This is a genomic window from Streptococcus suis (assembly GCF_019794615.1).
In the GTDB taxonomy this organism is placed as follows: domain Bacteria; phylum Bacillota; class Bacilli; order Lactobacillales; family Streptococcaceae; genus Streptococcus; species Streptococcus suis_AI.
In genome coordinates, this window is record NZ_JAIMDU010000026.1 from 1 (window position 1) to 17880 (window position 17880).

Annotated in this window: 18 protein-coding genes; all 18 read left to right on the top strand. The window is 40.7% G+C overall.

Going from position 1 to position 17880, the window contains the following annotated elements; genetic code table 11:
• Positions 1–178: 178 nt before the first annotated feature.
• Positions 179–676: a cell wall elongation regulator TseB-like domain-containing protein gene (locus K6V43_RS07940; protein WP_024404964.1), complete on the top strand. Its 498-nt coding sequence runs from the start codon at positions 179–181 to the stop codon at positions 674–676.
• Positions 673–1854: a pyridoxal phosphate-dependent aminotransferase gene (locus tag K6V43_RS07945; RefSeq protein WP_024404965.1), complete on the top strand. Its 1182-nt coding sequence runs from the start codon at positions 673–675 to the stop codon at positions 1852–1854. The genes K6V43_RS07940 and K6V43_RS07945 overlap by 4 nt, the downstream gene beginning before the upstream one ends.
• A 14-nt stretch (positions 1855–1868) precedes the next feature.
• Positions 1869–3215, top strand: a complete 1347-nt coding sequence (asnS, locus tag K6V43_RS07950; RefSeq protein ID WP_024391985.1) for an asparagine--tRNA ligase — start codon at positions 1869–1871, stop codon at positions 3213–3215.
• Positions 3216–3656: 441 nt separating this feature from the next.
• Complete coding sequence (gene relB, locus K6V43_RS07955) at positions 3657–3944, top strand: type II toxin-antitoxin system RelB/ParD family antitoxin (protein ID WP_024391983.1); 288 nt, start codon at positions 3657–3659, stop codon at positions 3942–3944.
• The gene (locus K6V43_RS07960; protein WP_222382538.1) at positions 3944–4282 is read left to right on the top strand and encodes a type II toxin-antitoxin system RelE/ParE family toxin; all 339 of its coding nucleotides are present in this window, start codon (positions 3944–3946) and stop codon (positions 4280–4282) included. Before relB ends, K6V43_RS07960 begins: the two co-directional genes overlap by 1 nt.
• A 25-nt stretch (positions 4283–4307) precedes the next feature.
• Positions 4308–4454 (top strand): LPXTG cell wall anchor domain-containing protein, encoded by a 147-nt coding sequence (locus tag K6V43_RS11705; protein ID WP_222382540.1) that lies wholly within the window; start codon positions 4308–4310, stop codon positions 4452–4454.
• Positions 4455–4601: 147 nt separating this feature from the next.
• The gene (locus K6V43_RS07970; protein WP_222382542.1) at positions 4602–5921 is read left to right on the top strand and encodes an MATE family efflux transporter; all 1320 of its coding nucleotides are present in this window, start codon (positions 4602–4604) and stop codon (positions 5919–5921) included.
• A gap of 49 nt (positions 5922–5970) precedes the next feature.
• Positions 5971–6351 (top strand): RidA family protein, encoded by a 381-nt coding sequence (locus K6V43_RS07975; RefSeq protein ID WP_024391980.1) that lies wholly within the window; start codon positions 5971–5973, stop codon positions 6349–6351.
• Positions 6352–6373: 22 nt separating this feature from the next.
• Positions 6374–7261 (top strand): RNase adapter RapZ, encoded by an 888-nt coding sequence (gene rapZ / locus K6V43_RS07980; protein WP_024404972.1) that lies wholly within the window; start codon positions 6374–6376, stop codon positions 7259–7261.
• Positions 7258–8232 (top strand): YvcK family protein, encoded by a 975-nt coding sequence (locus K6V43_RS07985; RefSeq protein ID WP_024404973.1) that lies wholly within the window; start codon positions 7258–7260, stop codon positions 8230–8232. Before rapZ ends, K6V43_RS07985 begins: the two co-directional genes overlap by 4 nt.
• On the top strand, positions 8229–9140 hold the full coding sequence (gene whiA, locus K6V43_RS07990) for a DNA-binding protein WhiA (RefSeq protein WP_172007103.1): 912 nt from the start codon (positions 8229–8231) through the stop codon (positions 9138–9140). Before K6V43_RS07985 ends, whiA begins: the two co-directional genes overlap by 4 nt.
• 181 nt (positions 9141–9321) lie before the next feature.
• On the top strand, positions 9322–10017 hold the full coding sequence (locus K6V43_RS07995) for a Crp/Fnr family transcriptional regulator (RefSeq protein WP_222382544.1): 696 nt from the start codon (positions 9322–9324) through the stop codon (positions 10015–10017).
• Between the two features lie 396 nt (positions 10018–10413).
• Positions 10414–11646 (top strand): arginine deiminase, encoded by a 1233-nt coding sequence (gene arcA / locus K6V43_RS08000; RefSeq protein WP_032512091.1) that lies wholly within the window; start codon positions 10414–10416, stop codon positions 11644–11646.
• On the top strand, positions 11647–12093 hold the full coding sequence (locus K6V43_RS08005) for a GNAT family N-acetyltransferase (protein ID WP_222382546.1): 447 nt from the start codon (positions 11647–11649) through the stop codon (positions 12091–12093).
• Positions 12094–12110: 17 nt separating this feature from the next.
• Positions 12111–13124, top strand: coding sequence for an ornithine carbamoyltransferase (gene argF / locus K6V43_RS08010; RefSeq protein ID WP_024391973.1), 1014 nt, complete (start codon positions 12111–12113; stop codon positions 13122–13124).
• 223 nt (positions 13125–13347) lie between these two features.
• Positions 13348–14295 (top strand): carbamate kinase, encoded by a 948-nt coding sequence (gene arcC, locus K6V43_RS08015; RefSeq protein WP_024391972.1) that lies wholly within the window; start codon positions 13348–13350, stop codon positions 14293–14295.
• Positions 14296–14865: 570 nt separating this feature from the next.
• A complete protein-coding gene (locus tag K6V43_RS08020; protein ID WP_222382548.1) occupies positions 14866–16368 on the top strand; it encodes a YfcC family protein in 1503 nt (500 codons plus the stop codon).
• 51 nt (positions 16369–16419) lie between these two features.
• Positions 16420–17769, top strand: a complete 1350-nt coding sequence (locus K6V43_RS08025; RefSeq protein ID WP_222382550.1) for a dipeptidase — start codon at positions 16420–16422, stop codon at positions 17767–17769.
• The last annotated feature ends 111 nt before the right edge of the window (positions 17770–17880 follow it).

Below are 17880 nucleotides of genomic sequence, written 5' to 3' on the forward strand. Positions count from 1 at the left end.
ATTGTCAGTTACCAACTTGTCCCATAGTAAGTTCTACCTTATTTTTTTGTCTCAGTCTAATTTCCAGCTTTTGTGTTAGACTAGAACTTACTTTGAGAAGTTAGCTCAATTAGATTTCCATTTTTATTTTTTAGAAAAAATAGCAAACTGTGTGGATTTGTAGTATAATAGGGATACTATGGAAAAAAAATTCAACAGACTTATAGCATTTGCGAGTAGTCGTATAGGTCAATTTCTTATTGGTTTTTTTGTTCTCCTATCTTGCGTTGTCTTTTCGGTGTTCTATGTTTGGGATAGGTCATTAAGTCCTTTTGAGCAAGCACGAGTAGAAGCTCAACAAATTGCACAGCAATATGCGGATGTGAATCAGGTGGATGACTTTGCAATCTATAATGGTACGGAAACTTATTATAGCATGAAAGGTAAAGATAAGAACGGAGATGAGGTATATGTATTGATACCAAGTTCTTCGACCACTATTTACGTCTATCCAGTTGGGTCAGGGATTACAAAGGAAGAAGCGCAAGCAATTGCTCAGGAAAATGGTGCAAAAACGGCTGATCGAACTATTCTAGGCTATAGGGATGGTAAACCGATTTGGGAAGTCAAATCGGGGACAGCCTATTATTTGGTGGATTTTGAAACAGGTGACTTTGTCAAGATGGAGGGATTATGAGCAAGTTATCAAGACGTGTCTTAGAGATGGAAGAAAGTGTGACCTTGGCTGCTGGTGCGCGTGCGAAAGCACTCAAGGCTGAGGGTCGCGATATTTTAGAATTAACGCTGGGGGAACCAGATTTTGTTACTCCTAAAAATATTCAAGAAGCAGCTATTCAAGCCATCGAAAATGGTAAGGCTAGTTTTTATACAGTAGCTTCTGGTCTTCCAGAGTTGAAGGATGCGGTAAATACTTACTTTGAGAGGTTCTATGGCTACTCTATTCAACGCAATCAAGTAGTAGTGGGTACGGGTGCCAAGTTTATTCTCTATGCTTTCTTTGCGGCGGTCATCAATCCAGGTGACGAGGTTCTCATTCCAACACCTTACTGGGTTTCATATGCAGATCAAATCAAGATGAATGAAGGAGTGCCAGTCTTTGTGACTGCGACGGAAGAGCATCATTTCAAGGTTACAGTTGATCAGTTAGAAGCAGCTCGGACTGACAAGACCAAGGTCCTCTTGCTCAATAGTCCATCCAATCCTACGGGTATGATTTATAGTCGTGAAGAATTGGAAGCTATTGGTAATTGGGCTGTAGAACATGATTTGTTGATCTTGGCGGATGATATTTACGGTCGTTTGGTATACAACGGTAATACCTTTACTCCGATTTCTAGTATTTCAGAGAGCATTCGTCAACAGACCATTGTTATCAATGGTGTTGCAAAAGCCTATGCCATGACTGGTTGGCGGGTTGGTTATGCAGTAGGTAATCCAGAAATTATCGCAGCCATGGGTAAAATTATCGGTCAAACGACTTCAAACCTGACCACCGTTGCCCAATATGCGGCCATTGAAGCCTTTACTGGCCCCCAAGATACGGTAGAAACCATGCGTCAGGCTTTTGAAGAACGACTCAATACCATCTATCCTTTGCTTGCGGAGGTGCCAGGATTTGAAGTGGTCAAACCTGAAGGAGCCTTTTATCTCTTCCCAAATGTGAAAAAAGCCATGGAAATGAAAGGTTTTACAGATGTGACCGAGTTTACGACTGCCATTTTGGAAGAAGTCGGTGTGGCTTTGGTAACTGGTGCAGGTTTTGGTGCTCCTGATAATATTCGTCTCAGCTATGCGACAGATATGGACACGCTTAAGGAAGCGGTCGCTCGTTTACATACATTTATGAAAAAATAAAAAGAGGAAATAGAATGTCTAGAAAATTGATTACGATTAACCAAGTGAAAGATTACGTGGGTCAGGAAGTGACCATCGGTGCCTGGGTTGCCAACAAGTCAGGTAAAGGGAAATTGGCCTTCTTGCAATTACGTGATGGAACAGCTTTCTTCCAAGCAGTTGCTTTCAAGCCAAACTTCATTGAAAAATTCGGTGAAGAAGCTGGTACTGAGAAGTTTGATGTGGCGAAACGGTTGAGCCAAGAAACTTCTGTATATGTGACAGGGATTGTGAAGGAAGACGAACGTTCTAAGTTCGGTTATGAGTTGGATGTGACAGACCTTGAAGTGATCGGTGAGTCACAAGATTATCCTATTACACCTAAAGAACACGGGACAGACTTCCTTATGGATAATCGTCACCTTTGGTTGCGTTCTCGTAAACAAGTAGCCATCCAACAAATTCGTAATGCTATCATTTATGCAACCTATGAATTCTTTGAAAAAAATGGCTTTATCAAATTTGATAGCCCAATCTTGTCAGGAAATGCGGCAGAAGATTCAACAGAATTGTTTGAAACAGACTATTTTGGTCAGCCTGCTTACTTGAGCCAATCAGGTCAGCTTTACCTTGAAGCTGGTGCTATGGCCCTTGGTCGTGTCTTCGACTTTGGTCCTGTTTTCCGTGCGGAAAAATCAAAAACCCGTCGTCACTTGACAGAATTTTGGATGATGGATGCGGAATACTCATTCCTCAGCCATGAAGAGTCACTTGATTTGCAAGAAGCTTATGTTAAAGCTTTGATTCAGGGCGTTATTGACCGAGCTCCTCAAGCCTTGGAGACTCTTGAGCGTGATGTGGATGCTTTGAAACGCTACATCGCTGAGCCTTTCAAACGTGTAGCTTATGATGATGCCATTACTCTTCTGCAAGAGCATGAAGCGGATGAGGATACAGACTACGAACACATCGAACATGGGGATGACTTTGGTTCACCTCATGAAACATGGATTTCAAATTACTTTGGTGTACCAACCTTTGTTGTGAATTATCCAGCTAGCTTTAAAGCTTTCTATATGAAACCAGTGCCTGGTAACCCAGAACGTGTACTCTGTGCAGACTTGCTTGCTCCAGAAGGCTACGGTGAAATTATCGGTGGTTCAATGCGTGAAGACAACTACGATGCCTTGGTAGCGAAAATGGATGAACTTGGTATGGACAAGTCTGAATATGACTTCTACCTTGATCTTCGTAAATACGGTTCTGTGCCACACGGTGGTTTCGGTATCGGTATCGAACGCATGGTTACATTCGTAGCAGGTACAAAACATATCCGTGAAGCGATTCCGTTCCCACGTATGTTGCATCGCTTGCATCCGTAAGTAATGTAATAGATATACAGACAGACTACAAATGTGGTCTGTTTTTCTGGTGTCAATTATCATTTTTAAGAATATATCATATGAATAATTTTATTATTTGATATTGAATCGTAGTACTCATTCAAAGAAACTCATCAATTTTTTTGGTACAAATCATTCAGACTTTTTGAAATGGCATGCGCTATAGCATTTTAATTTCCATTAACAACCAAGAAATAAAAAAAGCCCACAAGAACGGAAATTCTTGTGGACTTTAGTATATTCTAACGAATATCTTGCAAAATGATTGTACCATTACTGATATTCCGTGTCAACTGGCACGGTTCTTTTTTCATTTTTATTTATTTTGAAAAGAAAACATACAGAACGAATATAGTTTGTGTATATTTATTTGAAATGATAAAATATAGTTATTATCTATACAAAGGAGAGGGCTTAGATATGCCAACAGTAATAAGGGATAAACAAATCAACTTCAAAGTAAACTCAGAATACTTTGAATTAGCGAAAGAGGTCTTTCAGGAAAACGGACTGGATATTACATCAGCATTCAATGAATTTGTCCAAGAGGTCGCAATTTCCAAAACACTGCCTTTTAAGACAGTAGAGGAAAAGGAGAGAGAGAAGCTAATTGCTCGACTTCAAGAAGAAGTTTCCACTAGCTATGAAGAGCTAAAAGCAGGTAAAGGGTTATCGGTTGAGGAAGCAAGAAAGGCAGTACTAGGATAATGGAGAAATATAGAGTCATTATTTCGCCAAGGCTTATTGAGCAAACCAAAAGCATTAGGGATTATGTTGCTAATGTGAAACTGAGTCCAGAAACTGCAGAGCGTTTAGTAACGGCCATTTTTGATGAAATAGAGAGCCTAGAACTCTTTCCGGAGCGTGGATTCGATGCTGATGAAAAAATTGGAGTTAAGATTGATAAGAATGGATGTAGTAGCCGAGGAATAACTATTCAAAATGGAAAATATATTGTCATCTATACTGTAAACCAGGAAGAGCATTCCGTTGAAGTTGCTTTTCTATTCTCATCCAAGACTGATTATGCTAAACTTTTTCGATAATAGTGGATATTAATCCATTGACAATATGGTTGATTCAAAAGAATCTGCGCAAAGTAGCCTTCCTACAACTGGTGAGAAAGAAACGAATTTCATGAGTCTCATTGGATTAACGGTATTAGCGACAAGATTTGCTTTTGCTGCTCGTCAGCGACGTAAAGAAAGAGTCGATTGATTATGGAACCTTTGTAATTCGCTTGCATTTCTTTTATAGTTTTCTTTAATCTAATTGGGAAGGACAGACTACAAATGTGGTCTGTTTTTTCTTGCAAATTCCGGGACTTTTAATTATAATTATTCTAAATAAATAATTGGAGTCTGTATGAAAGAAAAGCATTTAGGAATTGAAATCGTGCGTCTGGCTTTTCCAGCAACGGTTGAAAATATTTTTCAGACCTTGGTTGGGTTTGTGGATACTTTATTGATTGCACAGTTGGGCTTGGTTGCGGTAACGGCAGTTGGTTTGGCCAATACGATTTTGAATGTCTATTTGGCTGTATTTATGGCCATTGGTGTTGGTGGAACAGCCCTCATTGCTCGTAGTTTGGGAGCTGGTCACCAAGAAAAGGCTCGTCAATATGCCCGTCAGACACAGGCAACCTCTATTGCGTTTGGGATTTTGTTTGGCCTTGTTTCAATCGTCTTTGGTCGGTGGATGTTACAAGCCATGGGGGCAAGTGGTAAGGCCTTGGAAGATGCTCAGGCATTCTTTTTCTGGGTTGGTGGTTTTTCCCTACTCCATGCCAGTATGACTGGTTTGGGAACGATTTTAAGGGCTGCAGGCGATACGGTCACACCCATGAAGGTGGGAATTATCACAAATGTGACCAATGTAGTGTTGGATTATTTCTTGATTTTTGGCATCGGGTCATGGACTGGTTTGGGTATTTTTGGGACTGCACTCGGTACCATCTTTGCTCGTCTTCTTGGATGCTATCTGCTCAGTTGCGAGGTTCAAAAAACGGACTTAGCGCTTGAGCTCACTAGTAATGGAGTTTTGAGTGACTATCGGGAGTTGATTTCCTTGACCATTCCTGCCGCCTTGGAACGCTTGGTGATGCGTTTGGGGCAGGTTGTTTATTTTAGTTTGATTGTGGCTCTTGGGACAACTGTCTATGCCTCTCATATGATTGCTGGTAATATCGAAAGTTTCACCTATATGCCTGCTTATGGCCTTGCGACTGCGGCAGCGGTTTTGATTGGGCAAGCCTTGGGTAGGGGTGACATTTCGATGATCAAACGTCTTGCCTTTCTATGCTCAGCCTATGGTGTAGTCATTATGTCCCTACTCGGCATTGTCTTATTTGTTGGCGCTTCAGTGTTTGCTCAGCTATTTACCAAAGACCTTGAAGCTATCCATCAAGTCGTCATCGCCCTGAAAATCGATGCGTTTAACCAACCGGGGCTTGCGGTTTCATTGATAATGGCTGGCGCACTGCAAGGGCTAGGAGATACAAAGTCACCTCTTTATTCCACAGCTATTGGGATGTGGGGGCTGCGCGTGGTTGGGGTCATTGTCCTCGGTCAGATCTTGGGATTAGGAATCGCAGGGGTATGGCTGTCGATTTTGATTGACCTTTTCTTGAGAGCCATCTTCCTCACATGGAGATTTTTGGTACAAACACGAAAACTAGCTGAATAGGCTGGTTTTTTGGTATAATAGTATGAGTAAATAAAAAGGAGATTGGCAGATGAAAACGATTCATACAGATAAAGCGCCAGCGGCGATTGGACCATATGTTCAAGGTAAAGTGGTAGGAAACTTCCTATTTGCTTCAGGTCAAGTTCCTCTTTCACCAGAAACTGGTGAAGTTGTTGGGGAAACCATTCAAGAACAGACGGAACAAGTTTTAAAAAATATTGGGGCGATTTTGGCAGAAGCTGGGACAGATTTTGACCATGTGGTGAAGACGACTTGTTTCCTAAAAGATATGAATGATTTTGTAGCCTTTAATGAAGTTTATAAAACAGCTTTCTCAGCAGAATTTCCAGCTCGTTCTGCAGTTGAGGTGGCTCGTTTGCCACGTGATGTTAAGGTTGAGATAGAAGTGATTGCAGTCATTGGAGAATAGAGAGAGAATAGGAGGGACTGCCATGTCAGACAAACTCCATTTGGTTATTGTGACAGGGATGTCGGGTGCGGGTAAAACTGTAGCCATCCAATCTTTTGAGGATTTGGGTTATTTTACCATTGATAATATGCCTCCGACACTTTTGCCAAAATTTTTAGAGTTGATTCGTCATAGTCAGGACAACAACAAGATCGCCTTAGTGGTGGATATGCGGAGCCGATCATTCTTTTCTGAGATTCGGGAGGTGCTCGATGAGATTGAGGGCGCAGAGGACTTAGACTTTAAGGTTCTGTTTTTGGATGCGACTGATAGTGAATTGGTAGCCCGTTATAAAGAAACCCGACGCTCTCATCCTTTAGCAATAGATGGACGAGTATTGGATGGTATTCAGCTTGAACGTGAACTATTGGCACCCTTGAAGAATATGAGCCAGAATGTGATTGATACATCGGAATTGACTCCACGCAATTTACGGAAAGCCATTTCAGAGCAATTTGCTAGTCAAGATAATCAGCCATCTTTTCGTATCGAAGTGATGTCCTTTGGCTTTAAATATGGGTTGCCTTTAGATGCGGACTTGGTTTTTGATGTCCGTTTCTTGCCAAATCCCTATTATAAATTGGAATTACGGCAACTAACAGGTCTAGAGCAGCCAGTTTTTGATTACGTGATGGGACATGAGGAATCAGAAGAGTTTTACAAGAATTTGCTTGGTTTGATTGAACCAATTCTGCCTGGCTATCAGAAGGAAGGAAAATCTGTGTTAACAATCGCTATTGGGTGTACGGGCGGTCAACATAGAAGCGTAGCTTTTGCCAAACGTCTTGCAGATGATTTAGAGAGAAACTGGATTGTCAACCGTAGCCATCGCGACAAAGATAGACGGAAGGAAACGGTCAACCGCTCATGAGAAAACCAAAGATTACAGTGATTGGTGGCGGAACAGGAATTCCTGTGATTTTGAAGAGTCTCCGGGCTAAGAATGCTGATATCACAGCGATAGTGACTGTTGCTGATGATGGTGGTTCATCAGGAGAGATTCGTCAGGCCTTACAGGTTACCCCTCCGGGTGATTTGCGAAATGTATTGTTGGCCATGTCGGATATGCCCAAGCTTTATGAAAAGATTTTTCAATATCGGTTTGCTGAATCAGATGGTCCCTTGGCTGGTCATCCTCTGGGAAACTTGATTATTGCGGGTATTTCTGAAATGCAAGGGTCTACTTATGACGCCATGCGCTTATTGACACGCTTCTTTCATACGACTGGTCGGATTTATCCGTCTAGTGAAACACCATTAACACTTCACGCTGTTTTTACGGATGGGACAGAAGTGGTTGGTGAAAGTAAGATTGCGGACTACAAGGGTATGATTGGTCATGTTTATGTGACCAATACATATAATGATGAGGAGCCGAAAGCCAGTCGACAAGTTGTAGAATCTATAATGGATAGCGACCTGGTTGTCCTTGGACCTGGCTCTCTATATACCTCCATCTTACCGAACATCATGATTCCAGATATTGGAAAGGCATTACGTGAGACCAAAGCAGAGGTGGTTTATATATGCAATATCATGACACAGCGTGGGGAAACCGAGTCATTTTCAGATGCCAATCACGTTAGTGTGCTGAATGCACATTTAGCTACTCAATTTGTGGATACGGTGTTAGTGAATATTGAGCCTGTTCCAAAAGAATACATGAATACCCATGCTTTTGATGAATATTTGGTACAAGTCAAGCATGATTTTCAAGGCTTACAGGAACAGGGCTGTCGCATCATTTCTTCCAATTTTTTGAAACTAGAAAATGGTGGTGCCTTCCATGATGGGGATTTGGTCGTGGAAGAGCTATTTAACATTCTGCAGGTGCGAACATGAGTTTCACAGTGCAGGTCAAAGAAGAATTACTGCTTCAATCCAATCAGAACAAAAGTGAACTGTCAGCCATTATCAAGTTGGCTGGGAGTCTTGGTCTTGCTTCTTCAGGGCTGACTCTTTCTATCAGTACTGAAAACGCCAAGATTGCGCGTCATATCTATGAACTGTTCTATCACTTTTACCAGATAAAAGCAGAAATTCGGCATCATCAAAAATCAAATTTAAAGAAGAACCGTGTTTATTCAGTTTTTGTGGAAGATGGGGTCAACGAGATTCTTAATGATCTCCATCTGGCTGACAGTTTTTTTGGTTTGGATACAGGGATTTCACCAAGAGTTTTGGAAAATGATTCGTGGAGTCAGGCTTATTTACGTGGAGCTTTTTTAGCAAGTGGTTCTGTAAAGGATCCTGAAAAGGGTAAATACCAATTGGAAATTGCCTCTGTCTATAGTGATCATGCCTATGACTTGGCCAATTTGATGCAGAAATTTTTATTGGATGCAAAGGTTATAGAGCGGTCGAAGGGAACCATTACCTACTTGCAACGGGCAGAAGATATTATGGACTTCCTTTTGGTGATTGGGGCAGAAGATGCAAAGACTGAGTTTGAAAACGTGAAATTGTTACGGGAAGCTCGGAATGATTTAAATCGTGCCACTAATGCTGAAGCGGCCAATATTGCCAAGACAGTCACCGCTAGCATGAAAACCATTAATAATATTATTAAAATAATGGATACAATCGGTATAGACCAGTTATCAGGTGATTTACAGGAAATTGCACAATTGCGCATCCAACACCCTGATTATTCGATCCAGCAGTTAGCTGAAAGTCTGTCACAGCCCATTACCAAAAGCGGTGTTAATCATCGTTTACGTAAATTAAATAAAATTGCAGAAGAATTATAGTTATTAATGTGAATAATCACTTCCTGCCCTGTTTCAGTTCTCGTCGAGGAAGGAGCTGTGGCAGTAGGTGATTATTTTTTTGTATACAGTGATTTTGTATCCGCTTCCATAAAATGTTAGATTTTATCGATTCGATATGGTAAAATATACATAGAAGATTGTCGTGATTGGAGGTTTCTGAATGATTAGTAATGAACAGTATGATTATCTCAAAACACATCAAACATTTGCACAACTTACCAGAGAAGCTTTTGATCAGTTAGCGAGGCATATCCGTTTTAGAAAGATTGCTAAGGGACAGGTCATTTTTTATGCACAGGACCCAAGAGATTACTTTTTTGTCTTGTCTCGTGGTTATGCCCGTATTGAGCAGTACGATGAGACTGATACCTTTACCTATCTTGACTACATTCGGGAAGACAGTGCCTTTCCTTTTGGCGGGATGTTTCAAGACAAGGACTATTTTTACACAGCGATTGCGATTACAGATGTAGAGTGCTTCATCATTCCCATGGACTTATTTGAATCTCTCTCGATGGTCAATCCAAGGCAGCTTGTCTATATTTGTAAAAAACTATCCCGTGTTTTACACTTTCAGGAGTTACGCTTGCGAAATGCCCTCCAATCCAAGGCAACTGAGCGGGTGATTCAAGTTTTAGCCCTACTTTACTGGGATATGTGTCAAAGAAATCAGTTGACAAGTTTACCTTTTGAAATTCAAATTCAGGAACTATCTCAATTGGCAGCCACAACGAGAGAGACTGTTAGTCATGTATTAAAACAGCTTGTTAGCGATGGAAGGATTTCTTATTGTCATAAAAAATTAACCTATTTAGATACCAACTTTTTCTTAGAGAATTTGACAGAAACACATTGAGGTTTCTGTTTTTTTATTCCATTGATAGGGTTAGAGGAATATGTGTTGAAAGAAAAATATCATCATTAGAAATGGCTTTGATGTTTCGTTACTTTCGGACCTGCACTTCTATTCCTTTTTTGAAAGCTAGTTATTCGATTATATTATTTTTGAAAAAAATAAAAATGCATATGACAATATAGGAATTGTAAATATGCGAATATTTTCGCAATTTTTTTGAAGAATACCCAAAAATAATGGATAAAATGAGATGAATTTCGCAAAATTGATGCCAAGAATTTCGATTTGAATTAGGGCCACTTTGATAAACTACAGATATAGAGTGGAAAGGGAATGAAGGAAAGCGTACGGTCCTCCACCTTTCCCAGTCAAGAAAAAATATCAAAGGAGGGGGCTCTGATGTCACAAAGTCCAATTCATGTATTTTCAGAAATCGGGAAACTAAAAACGGTTATGCTCCATCGACCAGGTAAAGAAATTGAAAATTTGATGCCTGATCACCTTGAACGGTTGTTATTTGATGATATTCCTTTCTTAGAAGATGCACAAAAAGAACATGATGCCTTTGCGCAAGCTCTTCGAGATGAAGGCGTAGAAGTGTTATATTTGGAACAGTTGGCGGCGGAATCACTGACTAGTCCAGAAATTCGTGAACAATTTATTGATGAATACCTAGAAGAGGCCAACATTCGTGGTCGGATGTGTAGAAAAGCCATTCGGAAACTCTTACTTGCAATTGAGGACAATAAAGAGCTAATTGAAAAGACCATGGCTGGTATTCAAAAAGCTGAATTGCCATCAGATGACATTGAAGAAAAAGGGTTAACAGACCTTGTTGAATCATCTTACCCATTTGCAATCGATCCGATGCCAAACCTGTACTTTACACGGGATCCTTTTGCAACAATAGGGAATGCGGTATCGCTTAACCACATGTATTCAGAAACCCGCAACCGTGAAACTATTTATGGTAAGTATATTTTCACCTACCACCCAGTCTATGGTGGCAAGGTTCCGCTGGTATATAACAGAAATGAAACCACACGTATTGAGGGTGGTGATGAGCTGATTTTATCTAAGGATGTGCTTGCAGTTGGGATTTCTCAACGGACAGACGCAGCTTCCATTGAAAAACTCCTCATTAACATATTTGAAAGAGGCGTTGGTTTTAAGAAGGTCCTTGCATTTGAATTTGCCAATAGTCGAAAATTCATGCATTTGGATACTGTTTTCACCATGGTAGATTATGATAAATTTACTATTCACCCAGAAATTGAAGGTAGCTTGCGTGTCTTCTCTGTTACTTATGAAAATGAAGAGCTTCATATTGAAGAAGAACATGGTGATTTGGCTGCATTACTAGCTGCGAACTTAGGCGTTGAAAAAGTTGACTTGATTCGTTGTGGTGGTGAAAATATTGTAGCTGCTGGTCGGGAACAATGGAACGATGGTTCCAATACCTTGACCATCGCACCAGGGGTTGTCGTTGTGTACAAACGGAATACCATTACCAATGCCATCCTAGAATCAAAAGGTCTTCGGTTAATCAAGATTAGCGGTAGTGAATTAGTTCGGGGTCGTGGTGGACCACGTTGTATGTCTATGCCTTTTGTCAGAGAGGATATCTAAATGAATGAACCAGATGTTGAACTGGTTATCGGAAGTGAGCCTTGGCATCGTGCATGTTCTATGTACGTAAGATATCGTGTCTTTGTAATGGAAAAATCCATCACACGAGAAGATGAGTTTGATCAATATGATGAAGTTGGACGTGTCTATGCCAATCTACTCATTCATGGCGAGCCAGTTTCTACCGGCCGTTTCTTACCAACAGAATCTGGAACTGCAAGATTGACTCGGATTGCTACCCTGGCCACACACCGTGGGAAGGGATATGCTCGGGAAATTATCCAAAAATTGGAAGAATATGCCAAAAACACGAATGTTTCATGTATAAATATACATTCTGAATTGACAGCTAAAACATTTTATGAGATGCTGGGGTATCAGCCAACTTCTGAAATCTATTTAGAAGATGGTGAATGGTGTCAGACTCTGACCAAAAATTTAAGGTAAAGAAGAGGAGAAGGATAATGACAAATATTTTTAAAGGCAGACATTTTTTAGCGGAAAAAGATTTCACTCGCGCTGAATTAGAATGGTTAATTGATTTTGCAGCTCACTTAAAGGATTTGAAAAAGCGCAATATCCCTCATCGCTATTTAGAGGGTAAAAATATTGCTCTCTTATTTGAAAAAACTTCCACTCGTACGCGTGCTGCGTTTACTGTTGCGGCGATTGACTTGGGTGCACACCCTGAATATCTAGGCGCTAATGATATCCAGCTTGGAAAAAAAGAATCCACAGAAGATACAGCTAAGGTATTGGGACGTATGTTCGATGGGATTGAATTTCGTGGTTTCAGTCAAAAGATGGTGGAAGAATTGGCCGAATTTTCAGGTGTTCCTGTATGGAATGGTCTGACAGATGCATGGCACCCGACTCAAATGTTGGCTGATTATCTGACTGTGAAAGAAAACTTTGGCAAGTTAGAAGGATTGACCTTGGTTTATTGTGGTGACGGACGCAACAATGTGGCCAATTCCCTCTTGGTAACAGGGGCTATTCTTGGTGTCAACGTGCACATCTTCTCACCCAAAGAACTCTTCCCAGACGAAACAGTGGTAGCCCTTGCAGAAGGATTTGCTAAAGAATCTGGTGCGCGTGTATTGATTACGGACAATGCTGACGAGGCTGTTAAAGGCGCAGATGTCCTATATACAGACGTTTGGGTATCAATGGGTGAAGAATCTAAATTTGAGGAACGTGTGAAATTATTAAAACCATATCAAGTAAACATGGATTTGGTGAAAAAAGCAGAAAATGAGAATCTGATTTTCTTGCACTGCTTGCCAGCCTTCCATGATACTAATACTGTATATGGTAAAGATGTTGCTGAAAAATTTGGTGTAGAAGAAATGGAAGTAACGGATGAAGTATTCCGTAGCAAATATGCTCGCCATTTTGACCAAGCTGAAAATCGCATGCATACCATTAAAGCAGTGATGGCAGCTACTTTAGGGGATCCATTTGTACCACGTGTATAGCTTATACTCAATGAAAATCAAAAGTAGCCTAGGAAACGATGTCGAAGATAGAACTGGAGTTCATCAAGGCAAGTTGACAACGGATAATTTTGATTTTCGAAGAGTATTAAATGGTCAGTGAAGTCATCATGTATGGGGACCGGATTCAATTTTGACCCTGTCCCCAGTTTGAAAACCAAAAATGTAAGCGATTTCTTTGTAGAAAGGAGGGAAGAGAATCAATATGACTCATCGTAAAATTGTTGTTGCTTTGGGAGGAAATGCCATCTTAACGTCAGATCCATCAGCCAAAGCCCAAAAAGCTGCCCTGGTACAGACTGCTAAGCACCTTGTCAAACTGATCAAAAATGGGGATGATTTGATTATCACTCATGGTAATGGTCCGCAAGTTGGGAATTTATTATTGCAAAACTTAGCAGCTAACTCTGAAAAGAATCCAGCCTTCCCATTAGACAGTTTGGTCGCTATGACCGAAGGATCAATCGGTTTCTGGTTACAAAATGCTCTTGAAAATGAATTAGCCAAAGAAGGTATTGATAAAGGTGTTGTCTCTGTTGTCACACAAGTAATTGTAGATAAAAATGATCCTGCATTTGAAAACTTATCAAAACCCATTGGTCCATTCTATACCAAAGAAGAAGCAGAGTTGGAAAGTCAAAAGACTGGTGCAACTTTCAAAGAAGATGCTGGACGGGGCTGGCGCAAAGTAGTGGCTTCTCCAAAGCCAATTGGTATTAAAGAGATTGGCACAATCCGTACTCTACTAAATGCAGGGGAGATTGTTGTCGCAGCAGGTGGAGGTGGTGTACCAGTTATCCAAGAAGAAGATGGAACCCTTGTGGGCGTCGAGGCTGTCATTGATAAGGACTTTGCATCTCAATGTCTTGCTGAATTAGTCGATGCAGATGTCTTTATTATCTTAACGGGTGTGGATTATGTCTATGTTCGTTTTAACAAGCCAGATCAAAGGAAATTGGAAAAGGTAACTGTTGCGGAGCTTGAAGAGTATATTCGTCAAAATGAATTTGCGCCTGGCTCCATGTTACCAAAAGTAGAAGCAGCTATTGCTTTTGTCAATCATAAGCCAAACTCCAAGGCTGTGATTACCTCGTTAGAAAATTTAGGAGCATTGATTGAGTCGCATAGTGGCACAACCATTACAAAACATTGATAATAGCAAACAGATTGCTATTCAAGGACAGGAGAGTATTTCTTTCCGTTCTTACTCTCCTTCCATTTTAGCTTATTCCTCATCAGTATCTACCTATGAGTAACTGAGGATGACGAACACTCATCCAGCCTGCCTTCCGATCATAAGGACCTTTCAATTGTGTGTAGGTGGATACTTGAGTTGATGATTCTACTGGAAATACCGACAGTTTGTCTATCATAAACTTGCTTTAGCTGTACTTCATGAATTTACTTGCTTTGGTCAGTAGTTTCCCAACTTTTGACCGTCACTAGAAACAGACTGGTGAAGGGAACTGTAACTACTAAAACCAATCTTATTCTTACAATTTTGGGTATTAAAAGATTTCCTAATTTTTTTGAGTGAGTACGAAATGCAAACTAGAAGACAAGATTGAAGACTGGTTATTCTGGAGTGTGTTTTTGAAACATGTATGAATAGTTTCATAATTTTTTCCAGAGCTGTTCGTATGGTATCTAGTAGAGTTTTGTATCCGTTTGACATTCATTTTATGTATCCATACATTGAAAAATATTATGGGAGGTTTTTACAATGAGTGAAAAAGTAAAAAAAGGTTTTAAGATGCCTTCTTCATATACTGTCCTCATGATCATCATTGCCATTATGGCTGTGATGACTTGGATTATTCCTGCCGGCCAATATCAAGTGGATGATGGCGGTAATTTTATTACAGGAACCTATGAAGCAGTGGATCAAAATCCCCAAGGGATTTGGGACGTATTGATGGCTCCTGTGCGGGCAATGCTAGGGCACGGTGCAACATCTGCAGCCATTGATGTTTCCTTCTTTATCTTGATGGTTGGTGCCTTTCTTGGAGTTGTGAATGAGACAGGTGCATTAGACGTTGGGATTGCATCCATCGTGAAACGCTTCAAGGGCCGTGAAAAATGGTTGATTTATGTCCTTATGTTTCTCTTTGGCTTAGGTGGTTCCACCTATGGCATGGGTGAAGAAACAATGGCTTTCTTCCCGCTGATTATTCCTGTCATGATGGCAGTTGGGTACGATAGTATTACTGGGGTTGCCATTATCCTGCTAGGTTCTCAAATTGGTTGTTTAGCCTCAACTGTCAATCCATTTGCGACTGGTGTGGCTTCTGCAACAGCTGGGGTATCCATTGCCGATGGTATGATTTGGCGGATTGTCTTCTTTATTGTTATCCTTGGATTGGGAATGGCATTTGTTGCCAATTATGCTGAAAAAGTGAAGAAAGATCCAACTAAATCCTTGGTTTATAAACAAAGGGCAGAAGATATGGAACATTTCAACGTGACTGCTGATCGGGCTGTTAATGATACCTTAACTCCTGCACAAAAACGTGTTTTGATTCTCTTCTTCCTTACTTTTGTCTTTATGGTTTTGAGTTTCATTCCATGGGAAGATTTAGGGGTAACACTCTTTACAGATATTAAAGAATGGTTGATTTCAATCCCAGTTCTAGGGCAAATTGTTGGTATTACAACCTATCCATTTGGTTGGTGGTATTTCCCAGAAGGTGCTATGCTCTTTGCTGCTGCAGGTGTATTGATTGGTGTCGTTTATGGTATGGGTGAAGAACGCTTGGTGAAGGCCTTCATGAATGGGGCTGCAGATCTTCTCAGTGTTGCCTTGATTTGTGCTGTTGCGCGTGGAATCCAAGTGATTATGAATGATGGTATGATTACTGCAACGATTCTACACTGGGGCGAAGTGGGACTCCAAGGACTCTCTCCTCAAGTCTTTATCGTCTTGACCTATCTCTTCTACCTTCCAATGTCCTTCTTAATTCCATCTACATCTGGCTTGGCAGGTGCTTCTATGGGTATCATGGCTCCACTGGGTGAGTTTGTAAATGTACCTGCACATTTGATTATCACTGCTTTCCAAGCAGCTTCTGGTGTATTGAATTTAGTTGCTCCAACCTCTGGTATTGTTATGGGAGCATTGGCACTTGGTCGCGTGGATATTGCTACTTGGTATAAATTCGTTGGAAAATTGATTGCAGCCATTATTGTTGCATCCATCATCATTCTTGTGATTGCAACATTCTTTTAAAAAATGGTAGGTCTTACTCCGATCCATAAATTGTGTATGAAAGGAGAGACAATGAAGGAACATTCATTTATTACTGAGGAGCACAAGCAGGCTTGTGTGGCGGCTATTCAAGCATTAGTCGCCTTTCCCTCTGTATTGCAAGAACATCAGACCAGTACTCCTTTTGGACAAGCTATTCAAGATGTTTTAGAATACACGCTGTCCATGGCTGAAAAACTGGGTTTTTCAACTTATCTCGATCCGGAAGGGTATTATGGTTATGCCCAAATCGGTCAAGGGGATGAATTGTTGGCAATTCTTTGTCATTTAGATGTCGTTCCAGCTGGTGACCTCTCGAATTGGGAAACTCCCCCTTTTGAAGCAACCATAAAAAATGACCATTTGGTTGGCCGAGGGGTTCAAGATGATAAGGGTCCTTCCATGGCAGCTTTATTTGCGGTCAAGGCCTTAATGGATGCTGGTGTCACGTTTACCAAACGTATTCGGTTTATCTTTGGAACAGACGAAGAAACCTTATGGCGGTGTATGAATCGGTATAATCAACTAGAAGAAGTTGCGACGATGGGATTTGCACCAGATTCTTCTTTCCCCTTGACTTATGCAGAAAAAGGTCTGTTACAAGCAAAACTTGTTGGTCCTGGAGACCGTATTTTAACGGTGGAGGCTGGAACAGCTTATAATGTTGTACCTGCAAAGGCTAGTTATTCAGGGCATTTGTTGGCCAGTTTGGTTGCTGAATTGGATCAATTAGGATTCGATTATGAAATGGATGATGATCGAGTGATTGTTTTAGGCATTTCAAAACATGCCAAGGATGCTGCAGAGGGAATCAATGCGATCGTTCGATTGGCCATTGCGCTCCAAAAATTTGTTGGCCATCCTGCGATTGATTTCATTGCCAATGCAGTAGGGGAAGATGCAACAGGTTTCAGATTATTTGACGATGTCACGGATGAACCTTCTGGAACCCTTAGTTTCAATATTTCGGGTCTCACGATTCAGCCTAAAAAATCTGAAATTCGGATTGATATGCGGATTCCTGTTCTTGCGAATAAGGAACATTTGGTGCATATCTTGAGTGAAAAGGCAGCAACTTATGGTTTAGACTATCAAGAATTTGACTACTTACCAGCTTTATATGTCCCTTTGGACAGTGAATTGGTTCAGACCTTAATGGCAGTCTACCAAGAAAAAACGGGCGATACCCTTAGTCAGCCTATCTCATCAGGTGGTGCAACCTTCGCTCGAACCATGAAAAACTGTGTGGCCTTTGGAGCCTGTTTCCCAGATACGGAGCAAACTGAGCATCAGGAAAATGAACGGATGCCGTTGAAGGATTTAGATAAAACGATGGATATCTACGCAGAAGCAGTCTATCGCTTAGCTGGAGAAATGCATTAAACTGTAAAGCATCTCGTGTTGAAAAATACGAGGTGTTTTTTTCATAGAAAGATTAGACGATTCATCTATTTGAGTATATTTATATCTATTTTAGAGTACATTAAAGTATTT

Bases quoted from the DNA above. Each gene is read 5' to 3' on its own strand.
- relB (WP_024391983.1), top strand. From the start codon at position 3,657: ATGCCAACAGTAATAAGGGATAAACAAATCAACTTCAAAGTAAACTCA.
- argF (WP_024391973.1), top strand. From the start codon at position 12,111: ATGACAAATATTTTTAAAGGCAGACATTTTTTAGCGGAAAAAGATTTC.
- K6V43_RS08020 (WP_222382548.1), top strand. From the start codon at position 14,866: ATGAGTGAAAAAGTAAAAAAAGGTTTTAAGATGCCTTCTTCATATACT.
- K6V43_RS07940 (WP_024404964.1), top strand. From the start codon at position 179: ATGGAAAAAAAATTCAACAGACTTATAGCATTTGCGAGTAGTCGTATA.
- arcC (WP_024391972.1), top strand. From the start codon at position 13,348: ATGACTCATCGTAAAATTGTTGTTGCTTTGGGAGGAAATGCCATCTTA.
- K6V43_RS07985 (WP_024404973.1), top strand. From the start codon at position 7,258: ATGAGAAAACCAAAGATTACAGTGATTGGTGGCGGAACAGGAATTCCT.
- K6V43_RS08025 (WP_222382550.1), top strand. From the start codon at position 16,420: ATGAAGGAACATTCATTTATTACTGAGGAGCACAAGCAGGCTTGTGTG.
- K6V43_RS07995 (WP_222382544.1), top strand. From the start codon at position 9,322: ATGATTAGTAATGAACAGTATGATTATCTCAAAACACATCAAACATTT.
- K6V43_RS07960 (WP_222382538.1), top strand. From the start codon at position 3,944: ATGGAGAAATATAGAGTCATTATTTCGCCAAGGCTTATTGAGCAAACC.
- K6V43_RS07945 (WP_024404965.1), top strand. From the start codon at position 673: ATGAGCAAGTTATCAAGACGTGTCTTAGAGATGGAAGAAAGTGTGACC.
- K6V43_RS07970 (WP_222382542.1), top strand. From the start codon at position 4,602: ATGAAAGAAAAGCATTTAGGAATTGAAATCGTGCGTCTGGCTTTTCCA.
- rapZ (WP_024404972.1), top strand. From the start codon at position 6,374: ATGTCAGACAAACTCCATTTGGTTATTGTGACAGGGATGTCGGGTGCG.
- asnS (WP_024391985.1), top strand. From the start codon at position 1,869: ATGTCTAGAAAATTGATTACGATTAACCAAGTGAAAGATTACGTGGGT.
- K6V43_RS07975 (WP_024391980.1), top strand. From the start codon at position 5,971: ATGAAAACGATTCATACAGATAAAGCGCCAGCGGCGATTGGACCATAT.
- K6V43_RS11705 (WP_222382540.1), top strand. From the start codon at position 4,308: ATGGTTGATTCAAAAGAATCTGCGCAAAGTAGCCTTCCTACAACTGGT.
- K6V43_RS08005 (WP_222382546.1), top strand. From the start codon at position 11,647: ATGAATGAACCAGATGTTGAACTGGTTATCGGAAGTGAGCCTTGGCAT.
- whiA (WP_172007103.1), top strand. From the start codon at position 8,229: ATGAGTTTCACAGTGCAGGTCAAAGAAGAATTACTGCTTCAATCCAAT.